We start from the raw sequence: 15,165 nt of genomic DNA, 5'->3' as shown, positions 1-15,165 counted from the left end.
TCCTCACATCACATCCGGAAAACGCCGAAACTGGGCTCGCCCAGCGGGGCGTTGGCACACGCGGTCAGGGCGAGCCCCAGCACCTGCCGGGTCTCCATCGGGTCGATCACACCGTCGTCCCAGAGCCGGGCGGTGGCGTAATAGGCGTTGCCCTGCTGCTCGTACTGCGCGCGGACCGGATCCTTGAAGGCCTCTTCGTCCTCGGTGGGCCATTCCTCGCCGCGCCCCTCGATCTGGTCGCGCTTGACGGTGGCCAGCACGGAGGCGGCCTGCTCGCCGCCCATGACCGAGATCTTGGCGTTCGGCCACATCCACAGGAAGCGCGGCCCGTACGCCCGGCCGCACATGGAGTAGTTACCGGCGCCGTACGACCCGCCGACCACGACCGTCAGCTTCGGCACCCTGGTGCACGCCACGGCCGTCACCATCTTGGCACCGTGCTTGGCGATACCCCCCGCCTCGTAGTCCCGGCCGACCATGAAGCCGGAGATGTTCTGCAGGAAGAGGAGCGGGATGCCGCGCTGGTCGCACAGCTCGATGAAGTGCGCGCCCTTCTGGGCGGACTCCGAGAACAGGATCCCGTTGTTGGCGACGACGCCCACGGGATGGCCGTGGATGCGGGCGAAGCCGGTGATCAGCGTCTGGCCGTACTCCGCCTTGAACTCGGCGAAGCGTGAGCCGTCCACCACCCGGGCGATGACCTCGCGCACGTCGTAGGGCGTGCGCGAATCGACGGGCACGGCGCCGTACAGCCCGGCGGGATCCGCCTTCGGCTCCTCGGCGGACTCCACGGACCAGGGGAGCGGGGCGCGCTCAGGGAGTGTCGCGACGATGTTCCGCACGATCCGCAGCGCGTGCGCGTCGTCCTCGGCGAGGTGGTCGGTGACCCCGGACGTACGGGAGTGCACCTCGCCGCCGCCCAGCTCCTCCGCGGTGACGACCTCACCGGTGGCGGCCTTCACGAGCGGGGGCCCGCCCAGGAAGATCGTGCCCTGGTTCCGGACGATGACGGCCTCGTCGCTCATGGCCGGGACATACGCCCCGCCTGCCGTGCAGGAACCGAGGACCGCGGCGATCTGCGGGATACCTGCGCCCGACATCCGGGCCTGGTTGTAGAAGATCCGCCCGAAGTGGTCCCGGTCGGGGAACACCTCGTCCTGCATCGGGAGGAAGGCGCCCCCCGAATCCACGAGATACAGGCACGGCAGCCTGTTCTCCAGGGCCACCTCCTGGGCGCGGAGGTGTTTCTTCACCGTCATCGGGTAGTACGTGCCGCCCTTGACGGTCGCGTCATTGGCGACGATCACGCACTCCCGGCCGCTGACCCGCCCGATCCCGGCGATCACTCCGGCCGCCGGCGCCGCGCCCCCGTAGAGCCCCTCGGCCGCGAGCGGCGCCAGCTCCAGGAAGGGCGAGCCCGGATCGAGCAGTGTGTCCACCCGCTCACGGGGCAGCAGCTTGCCGCGCGCCACATGCCTGGCGCGAGCCTTCTCACCCCCGCCGAGCCGTGCCGTGGCGAGCCGCGTGCGCAGCTCCTCGGCGAGCGCGTGATGCGCCGCCTCGTTGACCTGCCAGGCCTCCGAGGCGGGATCGGCCGCGCTCACCAGGACCGGTGCCTGCTGCATCCTGTCGAGCCCCCTTGCCCGTAACGCGTCAGTCCGATGAAAGTTAATGGGCGTTAACGCCGGTACTCAGGTTAACGAGCGCTAACCCCCCTGTCTAGAATGAATCCCCATGAGCACCCATGCCGCCGCCCGTGTCGCGGCTCCCACCCGCCGCGAGCAGATCCTCAGAGAGGCAGCCCGCCTCTTCGCCGAGCGCGGCTTCCACGGTGTCGGGGTCGACGAGATAGGGGCGGCGGTCGGTATCAGCGGCCCGGGCCTCTACCGTCACTTCCCCGGCAAGGACGCGATGCTCGCGGAGCTGCTCGTCGGCATCAGCGAGCGCCTGCTGGCCGGCGGCAGGCTGCGCGTCGCTGAGGACGGCGCCTCCCGGGACGGTTCCCCGGCGGCCCTCCTGGACGCGCTCATCGAGGGCCACATCGACTTCGCCCTCGACGACCGCCCCCTGATCACCCTCCACGACCGCGAACTGGACCGCCTGCGCGACACCGACCGCAAGCGGGTGCGCCAGCTCCAGCGGCAGTACGTGGAGGTCTGGGTCGAGGTCGTCCGCGGCCTCTACCCGTCCCTCGCCGAGAACGAGGCCCGGGTCACCGTCCACGCGGTGTTCGGCCTGCTCAACTCCACCCCCCACCTGACCCGCCCCGAAGCCCTCCCCGACCGCACGGCCACGGCGGCGCTGCTCCACCGGCTGGCACGGGGAGCCTTCGAGGCGGCGTCCGGCTGAGGCGGCCCCGCCCCGCCCGGTGCTGTCCCGCCTCCGCACCTGGGATACTCCGCCGACGACTTGGCAGCGGTGTGCGCGGGGGATGCGGGATGACGCAACAGGAGATACCGGGCACGGGCGGACTCACCCGCCCGACGGGCCGCCACCGGATCCTGGAGGTCGACGCGCTGCGCGGATTCGCGCTCGGCGGGATCTTCCTCTCCAACGTCCTGGTGATGGCCGGGATCGACGGACAGCGGGCGGGCGGCCCGCAGACAAGTGGCATCGACCTCGTAGCCGTATGGCTGGTCACCGTGCTGGTGCAGTCGAAGTTCTACCTGCTCTTCTCCTTCCTCTTCGGATACAGCTTCACGCTGCAGATGACGTCGGCGGCGCGCGCCGGTGCCCGCTTCGCCCCGAGGATGCTGCGCAGGCTGCTGGGCCTGTTCGTGCTGGGGCTCCTGCACGCCGCGCTGCTCTACACGGGCGACATCCTGACGACGTACGCCGTGCTGGGCCTGGTCCTCCTCGCCTGCCGGAACACCGCCCCCGAACGCGCCCTGCGCGCCGCCCTCGGGGTGTACGGGGTCGTCGCCGTGCTGTTCCTGCTGCTCGGGGCGGCCGGGGCGATGTTCCCGGCCACCGACGGCGAGCTGCAGGCGCAGACAGCGGATCTCACCGCCGCGTACCACGGGGACGCCGCCGACGCGATCACAGCCAACATCGCGGCCTGGCCGGACGTCATCGGCGGCCTCTTCGTAGGCGGCGGGCCCGTGGTCGTCGCGTTCCTGACCGGCTTCGCCGCAGGGAAACGGAACCTGGTCGCAGACGTGGCCCGGCGTCCCGGCCTGCTGCGCAAGCTCTGCGTGTACGGCTTCGCCATCGGCCTGCCCGGTTCCCTCTTCATGGCGGCCGGCCTCCTCGGGCCGCTGTCGCACCGCTGGGAGACGCTGGGCCTCGTCGTCGGCATACTGACCGCGCCTGCGCTGTCCGCCGCGTACGTGAGCGGGCTCCTGCTGTGGTTCGGCCGGGAGCGCGGCGCCGCGACCGCCGCCCGGCTCGCACCCGCCGGGCGCGTAGCGCTCACCCACTACCTGCTGCAGTCCCTCGCCATGGCGCTGGTCTTCACCGGCTACGGACTACGGCTGTACGGGCACCCCGGAGCCGCCGCCGTACTGGGCGGAGCCCTGGCCCTCTACGCGCTCCAGATCGCCGTCAGCGCCCCGTTCCTGCGGCGGTTCCGGGCCGGTCCCGCCGAGTGGCTGCTGCGCGCGCTGACCGTGGCCGGCGGGCCGGCGGCGGCAGCCGTGGCCGACGGGGCGTCCGTCGTACAGGACACCCGGCACGCTGCGGGTCCCTGACGGCACAATGGGTGCATGCCGATACCCAGCCGCGCCGCCCTCATCGAGCACCTCGTCCGTACCCGTATCGCGGGAGACGTCGCAACTCCCCGGGACAACAACCTCTCCCACTACCGCCAGCTCGCCAACGGCAACCGCCATTTCTGGCTGGGGCTGGAGCTCGGCGACCGCTGGAGTGACGAGCAGGACGTGCTGGCCGTGATGGCCGAGAGATGCGGGGTCAACGACGACCCGGAGCACCGGGTGGGGCAGGACACCATCGACCCCGAGCTGACGGTCGACGCCCTGGACCGGATGGCCGCCCGGCTGCGGAAGGCCGCGGCGGACGGCGAGCGGGTTCTGTTCGCGACCGGCCACCCGGGCGGGCTGCTGGATGTGCACCGGCAGACCGCGAACGCCCTGCGGGCCGCCGGATGCGAGATCGTACGGATCCCCGGCGGCCTGATGGCCGACGAGGGCATGGTCTTCCAGTTCGCCGACGTCGCGGTGCTGGAGCGCGGGGCGACCCTGTGGCACACCCACTCCCCGGTCCCGATGGCCGCCATCCTGGACGGCTTGGAGCGCGAGGGACGGCCGCGGCCCGACCTGGTGGTGGCCGACCACGGCTGGGCCGGGTGCGCGGGGCAGCGCGGGATCGACTCCATCGGCTACGCGGACTGCAACGACCCCGCGCTGTTCCTGGGCGAGGCGGAGGGCACCCTCCAGGTCACCGTGCCGCTGGACGACCACGTCGTGGACCCGCGCTACTACGACCCGATGACCGACTACCTGCTGGACGCGGCGGGGCTGCTCCCCGCCGTCGGCCAGGGGTAGCGCACCGTCAGTGCCTGGGGCGCAGGCGTACGGGCAGTGACCGGTGGCCGTTGCTGATCAGCGAGGCCACCGGCCGCAGGTCCCCTCCCCCGGGCGCGAGTTCGGCGTCCGGGAAACGTGCGAAGAAGGCGCTCAGCGCGGCCTCCGCCTCCATCCTGGCCAGCGCCGCGCCGAGGCAGAAGTGGATCCCGTGGCCGAAGGCGAGGTGGTCCTTGGTGATCCGGGTGACGTCGAAGGTGTGCGGGTCGTCGTGCCAGCCGGGGTGCCGGTTGGCCGCCGCGTAGGAAGCGAGGATGGCCTCCCCCTTGGCGATGGTCCGCCCGTCGGGCAGCGGGATGTCCGTCACGGCGAACCGCAGCGGGAGGTGCTTGACCGGAGGGGAGTGACGCAGGGTCTCCTCCACGACGTCCAGCCACGACGCACGGCCCTCCCGGATGTGGGCGAGCTGGTCCGGACCGGTGAGCAGGGCCGTGATGGCCTGGTCGATCAGGTTGCCGGTGGTCTCGTAGCCGGCGTTGATCATCAGGAGCAGCGTGTCGCGCAGTTCCTCCTCCGCCAGCCCCTCCCCGTCGACGCCCTCCTCGCCCAGGGCGATCAGCACGGACGCCGTGTCCTCACCCGGCTCGGCCCGCTTGGCGGCGATGAGGGCGTCGAGCATGCCGTACAGCCGCGCGGTGTTGGCGGCGGCCTCGTCGGGAGACAGGGTGGTGGCGAACACATCGTTGACGAGGACACGGAACTCGCCGGCCCGGTCCGCGGGGACACCCAGCAGCCCGCCGATGACCGCGATGGGCAGCGGGTAGGCGAACAGGTCGCGGAGGTCGACGACTTCCCCGGGAGGCGTGGCCTCCAGGGCATCCAGGAGCCCTTCCACGATGCCGTCGACGGTCGGCTCCAGTGCCGCGATGCGCCGGGCGCTGAACGCCGGGGCGACGATGCGGCGCAGGCGGCGGTGATCGCCCCCGTAGGCGGTGAACATGTTCGTGGCGGCGACCCACAGGGCCAGCGGCCAGGTCTGCAACGCCTCCTCGAATCCGGGCCAGTGCCGGCGCGGGTCCTTGGACACGTCCGGGCTGGTCAGCAGCTCCTTGAGCAGGGCCGGGTCGGACACCGACCAGGCCTCCACCCCGAGGATGTCGATACGCGTCGCGGGGCCCCGGGCGCGTAGAAGCTCGTGCTCGGCGTCCGCGTCGTGGGCGACGGGGTCCAGGACGATGGGGGTGGGGTGCTCGGTCACGGCCGGTTCTCCTCGCTGGGGAAAGAGATCGGCGGAGTTCTACCCGTCCCCAGGAGGCCGCGACCCGGCCTTCGGTAGCACTCCCCGCGTTCCGGCGTGCGACCGGCTCACGCGTGACCGTCCGCGCGCGGCTCAGCGGCCGGCGCGCGCTGCCAGCCCCTGTGCGCGCCCCGGTGTCGGGTCCAGGTACACCCGCTGGATCGACGGGTAGCGCTCCCGCAGCTGCTGCTCCGCCTCCTCGCACGCCCACTCGATCTGCGCGGCCGTCGACGCGTCCCGGAAGTCGATCTTCGCGGCGACCAGCAGCTCCGAAGGGCCCTGGATCAGCGTGGTCAGCTCCACCACCTCCAGGATGTGCGGCACGGACAGCAGCTCCTCACGCACCCCGGACCGCATCCCGGCCGGGAGCGGGCGGCCGATCAGCAGCTGGGCGTTGGACCGGCAGAGCACCCACGCCACGTACACCAGCAGGACGCCGATGAGGACCGAGGCGATGCCGTCCCAGACCCCGGATCCGGTGAGCTGCCCGCCGAGCAGGCCACCGGCCGCCAGCAGCAGCCCGGCCAGCGCCGCCGAGTCCTCCATCACCACGGCCTTGACCGCCGTGTCCGGGGTCCGGCGCAGATAGTACGGCGCGGGCATCCGGAGCCGGGCGGCCTCACCGCGCACCTGCCGGAGCCCCGTGCGCAGCGAGAAGCCCTCCAGCAGGAACGCGACCGCGAGCACGAGGTACGAGACGAGCGGATCGCCGAGCTCCTCGCCGCGCAGCAGGGTGTGGATACCGTCGTACAGGGAGAACACCGCCCCGCCGACGAACGTCGCGACGGCGGCCAGCATCGCCCAGATGTAGCGCTCGGGGCCGTAGCCCAGCGGATGGTCCTCGTCGGCGGGTCTCCCGCTGCGCCTGAGCGCGGTGAGGAGCATGACCTCGGTGACCGTGTCGGCGACCGAGTGGGCGGCCTCCGAGAGCATCGCGCTCGAACCGCTGATCAGCCCCGCCACCAGCTTCGCCACCGCGATACCCAGGTTGGCGGCCGCCGCGACGACGACGGTGGACGTGGACTCGCCGCCACCGGTCTGCTCGTCATTCCTGGCGTCACTCGTGGCGTCACTCATGAGGGGCAGTATGTCCGAATGTGCGGCTTCAGTCCCTCGGGACGCGGACCAGGCCCTCCTGGATGACCGTGATGGCAAGCTTCCCGTCCGCCGTGTAGATCCTGGCCTGGCCGAGACCGCGCCCGCCGGACGCGGAGGGCGACTCCTGGTCGTACAGCAGCCACTCGTCCGCCCGGAAGGGGCGGTGGAACCACATCGCGTGGTCCAGGCTGGCGCCCACCACGTCGCCGACCGACCAGCCGCCGCGCCCGTGCGCGAGCAGCACCGAGTCGAGCAGCGTCATGTCGGAGACGTACGTCGCCATGCAGACGTGCAGCAACGGGTCGTCGGCCAGCTTGCCGTGCGTGCGGAACCAGACCTGGGAGCGCGGCTCGCGCGGTTCACCCGCCGTGGCGAACGGCGGGGCGTCGACATAGCGCAGGTCGACCGCGGCCCGGGCCTCCAGCAGCCGGTCCACCATGCGCGGGTCGGTGAAGCGGTCCGCGTACCGGGGCAGCATCTGGGCGGCCGTCGGCAGGGCCTCCGGATCCGGGGCCGAGGGCATGGCCGCCTGATGGTCCAAGCCGTCCTCGTGTACCTGGAACGAAGCCGACAGGTGGAAGATCGGCTTGCCGTGCTGGACGGCGACGACCCGGCGGGTGGTGAAGGACCGCCCGTCGCGGATCCGGTCCACGCTGTAGACGATCGGCGCGCCCGGGTCACCGGGGCGCAGGAAGTACGCGTGCAGGGAGTGCGCGCCCCGGTCGTCGGGGACCGTACGTCCGGCGGCGACCAGGGCCTGAGCCGCGACCTGGCCGCCGAAGACGCGGGGCACGACCGCCGAACGGCTCGTGCCCCGGAAGATGTCCTGCTCGATCTGCTCCAGGTCGAGCAGATCGAGCAGGGAGTCGAGTGCTGCGCTCATGGAAGAGAAACGTAGCCGTTCTCAGAGGCCCATGGACTTGGCGATGATCGACTTCATGACCTCGCTGGTGCCGCCGTAGATGCGGTTGACCCGGTTGTCCGTGTACAGGCGGGCGATCGGGTACTCGTTCATGAAGCCGTAGCCGCCGTGCAGCTGGAGGCAGCGGTCGATCACGCGGTGCGCGACCTCGGTGCAGAACAGCTTCGCCGAGGCGGCCTCGGCAGCGGTCAGCTCACCGGCGTCGAGGGCCTCGATCGCGCGGTCGCAGACGGCCTCGGCCGCGTCGACCTCGGCCTTGCAGGCGGCCAGTTCGAACTTCGTGTTCTGGAAGGACGCGACGGTCTTGCCGAAGACGGTGCGGTCCTGCGTGTACTGCTGGGCGAACCGCACGGCGGCGGCTGCCTGCGCGTACGCGCCGACGGCGATGCCCAGACGCTCCTGGGGCAGGTTCTGGCCGAGGTAGGAGAAGCCCTTGTTCTCCTCGCCCAGCAGGTCCTCGACCGGCACCTTGACGTCCACGAAGGCCAGTTCGGCGGTGTCGGAGACCTTCAGGCCCAGTTTGTCGAGCTTGCGGCCGACCGAGTAGCCCTCGGACTTGGTGTCGACCACCAGGAGCGAGATGCCGTGGCGGCGGTCGTCGGCCTTGGGGGCGTCCGTGCGGGCGCAGACGATGACCTTGTCGGCGTGCACACCACCGGTGATGAAGGTCTTGGCGCCGTTGAGGACGTAGTGCGTGCCGTCCTCGGAGAGCTTGGCGGTCGTCTTCATGCCGGCCAGGTCGGAACCGGTGCCCGGCTCGGTCATGGCTATCGCGTACATGGACTTGCCGGAGACGAAGTCCGGCAGCCAGCGCTTCTTCTGCTCCTCGGTGGCGTACGCCTTGAGGTACGGCAGGCAGAGCAGGACGTGCACCCCGGAGCCGCCGAAGGAGATGCCCGCGCGGGCGGTCTCCTCGTACAGGACCGCCTCGAACTTGAAGGACTCCTCGCCCGCGCCGCCGTACTCCTCGGGCACCTCGATGCCGAAGATGCCGAGCTCGGCGAGCTTGTAGTAGAAGTCGCGAGGCGCCTGACCCGCCGCGAACCACTCGTCGTAGACGGGAACGACCTCGGCCTCGATGAAGGCGCGGATGGTCTCCCGGAACGCGTCGTGGTCCTCGTTGTAAACCGTACGGCGCACGGGGTGCCTCCTGGTGTCAGCTTCAGCTTAGGTCGCAGTGGCTAAGCGCTTGCTCAGTCCTGGTCAAAAGTTACCCGGCGGTCACGGTGGCTGTCCAGGGTGATGCTGAGCACGCCTGGCCTTCCGCTCCCGCCCGCGCTGTCAGTGGCGTGGTGCAGGATCGGAACGAACGATCACCGAGCGGACGGGGGATCGCCGTGGCGATCACGAATGAGCGCATCACGCAGTACGTGTTCCTGCGTGGGCTGTACGAGGACGGTTACTACCCCGACCACGTGGTCGACAAGGGCAGGGCCGTGCTGATCCGGCTCTGCGAGCGGATCGAGGCGGAACAGCCGGCGGACCTGTCCGCGCTGTACGCGCTGACCGAGGTGGCGACGGAGGAGTTCAACGCGCTGGAGGTGGAGTTCGAGGAGGCGGGCAGCGAGATCGAGACCATCGCCCGCGAGGAGATAGCCGAGAGCTTCTGGTTCGTCGCATCGGCGTACGGGTTCGAGGAAGCGGACGTGGAGGAGCTGGTCGCGGCCCGGGAGTGGTGACGGCGCACGTCCTGCCGCCTCGGGCCCCGTGACGGTGAGTGGCGGCTCGGAGCGCTGCGTTCACTCCGATGGCGGTCGGCGGCGGGCAGGCGCACAGTGAAACGAGGAGCCGGCGAGGGACGAGTCGCCTCGTCGCAACGACCCTCTGTGAGGCAATCATGGCTGATGTCGACTCCCTGGGCGGGAGTTCCACGACAGGCAGGAACGCGGAACGGACCGGACGCGGTACGACCACCATCGCCGACGGCGTCGTGGCCACCATCGCCGGAATCGCCATCCGGGAAACCGAAGGCGTGCATTCGGTGGGCCGAGGTGCGTCGAAGGCCTTGGGGGCCGTCGCGGGACGGGTGTCCAAATCCGGCGGTGAGGGACGCGGCGTGAAGGTGGAGGTGGGGGAGAAGCAGGCCGCGATCGACGTCGACATCGAGGTGGAATACGGCATCCCGATCCATGAGCTCGCCGACCGGATCAGGACGAACGTGACGGACGCGGTGGAGACGATGACGGGTCTGGAAGTCGTCGAGACCAACATCAACGTCTTCGACGTCCATGTCCCGGGCGACGACGAGGACGACGAAGGGGGCCGCTCCGGCGGCAGCACGGCCGCGCGCGTGCGGTGAACACCTCGTCCGCCGTTCCCGCGCCGAGTCCCTCGGGTCACGTGGTGTTCCGGCGGTCCCGACGGTACGTCCGGAGCAGCGACGACGTGCCCCGGGCGGAGTCCTACGGCGACGACCCGGGGCCGGAACTGTGATGCCCGGGGCGCGGCCATGGCGCGCGCGGCGCGCCCCGGTGTGGCCGGACCTCGGGCCGGTCGCGGCGGACACAGTCCGGAGATGCCGGCAAGCGCCCCTCCCGTTCGCCGGCAGGTGAAGGACCGCCCGCCCAGGAGCGCGACCTGGGCGGGCGGTCCCTGCTTGCGGGCGAGGCGGGCGAGGCGGGCGAGGCGGGCGAGGCGGCAGGGGCTACTGCGGCTTGAACGAGCGGATCTGGTAGCTCCCCTGGAGGTTGCCGCCCTGTCCGGCGAGGGTGGAGCCGACCCGTGATTTGAAGTTCGTGTTGGTGTAGTACTGCACGCGGTGCTCGGTCTTGTTCCACACCGAGCGGACGTTCTTTCCGTCCCGGATGAACGAGCAGTTGTCGGCGGTGTTCTTCATCTTGGCGGCCGACCACTGGCAGCGAGTTCCCTCGCCGTTCCAGCCGTCGAAGGCGCAGAAGTAACCATGGGAGCACCGGGCGAACGCGGCGCTCGGGGCGGCGGCTTCACGGACGGCGGGCTTGCCGGCATCAGTGGCGGAGACGGGCGCCGTGCCCAGTCCGAAGGCCAGGACGACTGCGGCGGCGGCGAGTGCGGTGATGCGGTTCACGGTGAAGACCTTTCGCTGTTCGTCGGCCGGGCGATGCCCGTGATCAATAGCAGCGTGGCACCCGGTGACCTGCGCAGACAGCCCCGAACGGGGGGCGCCCGAGGCCCTTTCGGCGATGCGGGGCGCGCCTGCGCGCACCGGCGTGAACGTGGCGGCCGGCTCAGGCCGGAGGGCTGTGCTCCTCACCGCGCCAGCGGCCCCTGTTTGACCTTGACACGGTGACAGGGACTTCACTGCAGGCCGAGGAGGTGGTCACGATGACGATCACGAGAAAGGACATGGACGCGATGCGAGCGCTCCAATGGCTGGAGGACGGCCGTTCGTCCGTGCGACTGCGGGCCGCTCTGGCGGTCGGCACGACGCCTGATCCGCGCTTCGTCGACAAGCTCGTCGAGCGATGCGCGATCGAGCCCGAGTTCTTCGTCCGCGACATGCTGACCTGGGCGCTCACCCGCCACCCGGTGTCCCTGACGCTTCCAGGGCTGGTCCGTGAAGTCCGCTCGGAGCGTGCGCAGGCACGGAGCCAGGCGCTGCACACGCTGTCCAAGATCGGGGACCGGCAGGCGTGGCCGGCGATCACACGGCCGTTGTTGGCCGACGCCGACGACGAAGTGGCGCGGAGCGCCTGGCGGGCCGCGGTCGTCCTCGTGCCGGAAGGCGAGGAGTCCGCCTTGGCCGCGGTGCTGGCGACGCAACTCGGGCGCGGGGAGCGGGAGACCCAGCTGAGTCTCAGCCGGGCACTGGTCGCGCTCGGTGAAGTGATCGTGCCGGCTCTGCGTGCTGCGACGACGGCCCCCGACCCGCACGTGCGCGCGCACGCGCTCGCCACGCAACGGCTGCTACGCGACCCGGACGCCGGATTCGAGTTCGCCATCAAGGAGGCGAAGCGCGTGGTGGCCCTCGGTGGCTCCGGACACGAGGGACAATAGGGCGTGTTGATCGGTGAGGTGTCGAGACGTTCCGGGGTCAGCGCCCGCATGCTCAGGCATTACGAGTCGCTCGGTCTGGTCCGGCCCGCCTGTCGTACGGGCTCCGGCTACCGGGAGTACTCAGGGGAGGACATCCGGCGGATCTTCCACATCGAGAGCCTGCGGTCGCTGGGGCTTTCGCTGCGGGAGGTCGGGCGCGCGCTCGACGATCCCGGCTTCACACCCTCCGCACTCGTCGGCGACCTCATCGGCCGGACACGCGAACGCATCGCGGCTGAGACCGAGCTGCTCACGCGGCTGTGCCGGATCGATGCCGCGGACCCCGCCGGCTGGGAGGACGTATTACAGGCCGTCGTGCTCCTCCAGGCACTGGGCTCGAAGAGCGCCGATGTGCGCCAGCGCGCGGCCCTCTCCTCTGCCGACGAGGTGCCGGTGCCGGTGGAGGCCCTGGTCGAGGCGGCCCTGAGCGAGACGGAGCCGAACGTCGCCGGAGCCCTTCGATGGGCGCTGGCACGGTCGGGCGAGGGCGGCTCGGCGCTGCTGGCGGAGGGCCTCGGCTCACCGGTGGCGGCGGTGCGGGAACGTGCCGTTCGGTCCCTCGCCGAGATGCCCGGCGGCGAGGCTGCCGCGCAGCTGCGGCAGGCGCTCGCGAACCCCGACGTCGTGGTCCGCGGGTATGCCGCCCTGGCGCTCGGAACACGGGGAGCGGCCGAGGCGATCCCGGTGCTCATCGACATGATCGTAGGAGGAAGGAACGACACCGACGCAGCCGATGCGCTGGGCGTGCTGGCGAGCGACACCGCTGCGGCGGATCAGATCGCGACCGGGCTCGTCGGCCGCCTCGCCCACCACACCACCGGAGCGCCTGCACGCAGACGGCTGACTCAGGCGCTGGCAGCCGTCCCGGGGACGAAGGCATCCAGTGCCCTCGTGGAGCTGACGCACGACGAGGACCGTCCCGTCGCGCTGACTGCCAAATACCTTCTTCGGCTGCGCGACTCGCGGTGACGTACTTCTCCCGGGTGATGCGGCCGGCTCAGGCCTGGCCGGCCGGAGGCGTCACGATGAGCCCGGCCGCGTGGGTGCGCTGCGACGACGGCCCCGTCTCGATCGCGAACTCGCCCGGTTCCACGGCCCATTCCCCCGCGTACGTGAACGAGGCCAGGGCCTGCGCGTCCACCGGGAAGGTGACCTCGGTGCTCTCGCCCGGTGCCAGCTCCACCTGGGCGAAGCCGCGCAGTTCGCGGACCCGGGGCCACGCGGTCCCGCCGAGCACCCGGCGTACGTAGAGCTGCACGGTCTCCCGCACCGGCCGGCCACCCGTGTTGGCGACGCGGACCGTGCAGCTCACCGGCGCCGCCCCGTCGCACCGGTCCGCTGCCACGGACGCCTCGGACAGCCGGGGCGTGCCGTATTCGACCGTCGTGTAGGACAGCCCGTGGCCAAAGGGATGACGCGGGGTGGCGGGCTGGTCGACGTAGCCCCGGTACCCGTGGTCCTTGCCGTTGTAGAACACCGGCAGCTGCGCCGCCGAACGGGGCACGGAGACGGGCAGCCGCCCCTGTGGTCCGGCCGCACCGAACAGCACGTCCGCGACCGCCCTTCCGCCCCACGGTCCGGGGTACCAGGCGCTCAGCACCGCCGCCGTGCCGGAGAGGTCCGGCAGGGCGTGAGGACGGCCCTGGACCAGCACCACGACCACCGGGGTCCCGGTCGCGGCGACGGCGTCCAGCAGGGCCGACTGGGCTTCTGGAAGGGAGAGTTCTGCCAGGTCCACGCCCTCCCCGCAGGTCATCTCCACCGGGTTCCCGGTGGCGACGACGGCCGCCCCGTTGGCGTCGAAACGGGTACCGGACGCGCGTGCGCTCGATCCACCGAGGACGAGCACAGCCACATCGGCAAAGGAGGCGAGCGCCACCGCCTCGGGCAGGTCCGACCGATTCCCTCCGATGAGGCCGCATCCCCGGGCGTACGTGACGTCGGTGCCCACGGGCGCCGCCGCCCGGATGCCGGCGAGCACACTGCCGCCCGTCCCGGGCCGTTGCGGCGCGGTGTAGTCGCCGATCTGCTGCGGCACGGAATCGGCGTTCGGCCCGATGACCGCGACGGACCCGATACGGCGGCCGGCGAGCGGCAGCGTCACCCCGTCGTGTTCGAGGAGGGTGACGGACGCACGGGCGACGCGCTCGCTCAGCCGCTCCAGGCGCGCAGGCTCCGGCCCGTCGACGGAGGGCGACCCGACGGCGTACGGACGCTCGAAGAGGCCGAGGCGGAACTTCAGCGCGAGGACGCGCCCTGCAGCCGTGTCGAGCGTGGCCTCCTCGACCAGTCCCCGCCGGACCGCCTCCGCCAGCCTCGGGTAGCAGTCGTCCCACAGGCTCAGGTCCGTCCCCGCCCGCAGCGCCATCGCACCGGCCGCCACCGGATCACCCGCCATCCGCGTCAGGCGGTCGATCGCGAGCCCGTCGGCCATCACCAGGCCGCCGAAACCCCACTGCTCCCGGAGGATCCCGGTCAGCAGGTGGTGGCTCGCCGCACACGGGACGCCGTCGAACTCGTTGTACGCGGCCATGAGGCCCGCCGCTCCGGCCCGTACGCCCGCCAGCGCCGCCACGAGATGGATCTCGTGCAGCTCCCTCGCACCCAGCTCGGTGGCCGCACTGTTGCGGCCGCCGACCGTGGCCCCCTGCCCGGCGAAGTGCTTGAGGACGACGGCCGCCCGGTCCGGCCCGATGCGCTCCCCGGCCGGACCCTGCACACCGCGCACCAGCGCCTCGGTGAACCTCGCCGCCAGATACGGGTCCTCGCCGAAGCACTCCTCCGCACGGCCCCAGCGCGGATCCCGCACCAGGTCGAGCGCGGAGACCAGCGCGACATGGCCGCCACGGGCCCGGAGCTGCGCGGCCGCGAGGGCCGCCGCCTCCTCGTACAGCTCCGGGTCCCAGGTGGCGCCGACCGCCAGGTTCACCGGCAGCACGGTTCCGTCCAGCGCCTGGATGCCGTGCGGCATCTCCTCGACGAGCAGGACCGGGATGCCCAGCCGGGTGTTCTCGACGACGTGCCGCTGCACGGCGTCGGAGACCCGCGCCCCGTCCGCAGCGCCGATCCCCGTCTCCGCCGTCACGCCGGACCACGGGTCGGCGCGCTGGAGTCCGTACAGCGCGCCCATCCCGTCGTAGGCCGCCACCTGCGCACGGAACGCGTCCGTCAGCCGGTGGCCCGACGGAGTGCGCTCGTATACGTGCCAGCCGTACATCCGTTGGTTGACCTGGCCCACCTTCTCGGTGAGCGTCATCCGCGACAGCAGGTCGCGTACCCGCTCGGCGACGGGCGCGGCGGGGTCGCGGAACAGTGGCTCGGACATGGGGTGCCTCACCTCAAGGGTCGGGAAG

The 15,165-nt window shown here is 71.5% G+C and carries 14 protein-coding genes; 7 read left to right on the top strand and 7 right to left on the bottom strand.

What is annotated here, in order from left to right; all coding sequences use genetic code 11:
- Nucleotides 1-8 precede the first annotated feature (8 nt).
- Complete coding sequence (locus ACWD04_RS04375) at nt 9-1,625, bottom strand: carboxyl transferase domain-containing protein (protein ID WP_451127964.1); 1,617 nt, start codon at nt 1,623-1,625, stop codon at nt 9-11.
- 109 nt (nt 1,626-1,734) lie between these two features.
- Here ACWD04_RS04375 and ACWD04_RS04370 point away from each other — a divergent pair, with 109 nt between their 5' ends.
- The 3 genes from ACWD04_RS04370 to ACWD04_RS04360 all read left to right on the top strand — a co-directional run bounded on the left by ACWD04_RS04370 (nt 1,735) and on the right by ACWD04_RS04360 (nt 4,502).
- The gene (locus tag ACWD04_RS04370) at nt 1,735-2,349 is read left to right on the top strand and encodes an SACE_7040 family transcriptional regulator (RefSeq protein WP_451127962.1); all 615 of its coding nucleotides are present in this window, start codon (nt 1,735-1,737) and stop codon (nt 2,347-2,349) included.
- A gap of 89 nt (nt 2,350-2,438) precedes the next feature.
- Complete coding sequence (locus tag ACWD04_RS04365) at nt 2,439-3,689, top strand: DUF418 domain-containing protein (protein WP_451127960.1); 1,251 nt, start codon at nt 2,439-2,441, stop codon at nt 3,687-3,689.
- Between the two features lie 15 nt (nt 3,690-3,704).
- On the top strand, nt 3,705-4,502 hold the full coding sequence (locus ACWD04_RS04360) for a phosphatase (RefSeq protein ID WP_451127958.1): 798 nt from the start codon (nt 3,705-3,707) through the stop codon (nt 4,500-4,502).
- A 7-nt stretch (nt 4,503-4,509) separates the two neighbouring features.
- On the opposite strand, the gene ACWD04_RS04355 is transcribed toward ACWD04_RS04360, so the two are convergent.
- From ACWD04_RS04355 to ACWD04_RS04340, 4 genes are all read right to left on the bottom strand, one after another.
- A complete protein-coding gene (locus ACWD04_RS04355) occupies nt 4,510-5,739 on the bottom strand; it encodes a cytochrome P450 family protein (RefSeq protein WP_451127956.1) in 1,230 nt (409 codons plus the stop codon).
- A gap of 132 nt (nt 5,740-5,871) precedes the next feature.
- Nucleotides 5,872-6,855 (bottom strand): cation diffusion facilitator family transporter, encoded by a 984-nt coding sequence (locus ACWD04_RS04350; RefSeq protein ID WP_451127954.1) that lies wholly within the window; start codon nt 6,853-6,855, stop codon nt 5,872-5,874.
- 28 nt (nt 6,856-6,883) lie between these two features.
- The gene (gene tesB, locus ACWD04_RS04345; RefSeq protein WP_451127952.1) at nt 6,884-7,759 is read right to left on the bottom strand and encodes an acyl-CoA thioesterase II; all 876 of its coding nucleotides are present in this window, start codon (nt 7,757-7,759) and stop codon (nt 6,884-6,886) included.
- A gap of 21 nt (nt 7,760-7,780) precedes the next feature.
- The gene (locus tag ACWD04_RS04340) at nt 7,781-8,938 is read right to left on the bottom strand and encodes an acyl-CoA dehydrogenase family protein (RefSeq protein ID WP_389195090.1); all 1,158 of its coding nucleotides are present in this window, start codon (nt 8,936-8,938) and stop codon (nt 7,781-7,783) included.
- 197 nt (nt 8,939-9,135) lie between these two features.
- Here ACWD04_RS04340 and ACWD04_RS04335 point away from each other — a divergent pair, with 197 nt between their 5' ends.
- Both ACWD04_RS04335 and ACWD04_RS04330 read left to right on the top strand, forming a co-directional pair.
- Nucleotides 9,136-9,477, top strand: coding sequence for a DUF5713 family protein (locus tag ACWD04_RS04335; RefSeq protein ID WP_451127950.1), 342 nt, complete (start codon nt 9,136-9,138; stop codon nt 9,475-9,477).
- Between the two features lie 158 nt (nt 9,478-9,635).
- Nucleotides 9,636-10,097, top strand: coding sequence for an Asp23/Gls24 family envelope stress response protein (locus ACWD04_RS04330; RefSeq protein ID WP_451127948.1), 462 nt, complete (start codon nt 9,636-9,638; stop codon nt 10,095-10,097).
- A 345-nt stretch (nt 10,098-10,442) separates the two neighbouring features.
- Here the strand turns inward: ACWD04_RS04330 and ACWD04_RS04325 are convergent, their stop codons facing one another.
- On the bottom strand, nt 10,443-10,844 hold the full coding sequence (locus ACWD04_RS04325; RefSeq protein ID WP_451127946.1) for a peptidase inhibitor family I36 protein: 402 nt from the start codon (nt 10,842-10,844) through the stop codon (nt 10,443-10,445).
- Between the two features lie 257 nt (nt 10,845-11,101).
- On the opposite strand from ACWD04_RS04325, the gene ACWD04_RS04320 reads away from it, so the two are divergent.
- Complete coding sequence (locus ACWD04_RS04320; protein ID WP_451127944.1) at nt 11,102-11,773, top strand: HEAT repeat domain-containing protein; 672 nt, start codon at nt 11,102-11,104, stop codon at nt 11,771-11,773.
- 3 nt (nt 11,774-11,776) lie between these two features.
- A complete protein-coding gene (locus ACWD04_RS04315) occupies nt 11,777-12,781 on the top strand; it encodes a MerR family transcriptional regulator (protein WP_451127942.1) in 1,005 nt (334 codons plus the stop codon).
- Nucleotides 12,782-12,809: 28 nt separating this feature from the next.
- Here ACWD04_RS04315 and ACWD04_RS04310 read toward each other — a convergent pair whose 3' ends face one another.
- Nucleotides 12,810-15,137, bottom strand: coding sequence for a glycoside hydrolase family 3 N-terminal domain-containing protein (locus ACWD04_RS04310; RefSeq protein ID WP_451127940.1), 2,328 nt, complete (start codon nt 15,135-15,137; stop codon nt 12,810-12,812).
- Nucleotides 15,138-15,165: the final 28 nt, after the last annotated feature.

This window comes from Streptomyces sp. NPDC002911 (assembly GCF_053591835.1).
This window is presented reverse-complemented; position numbering and strand designations above follow the sequence as displayed.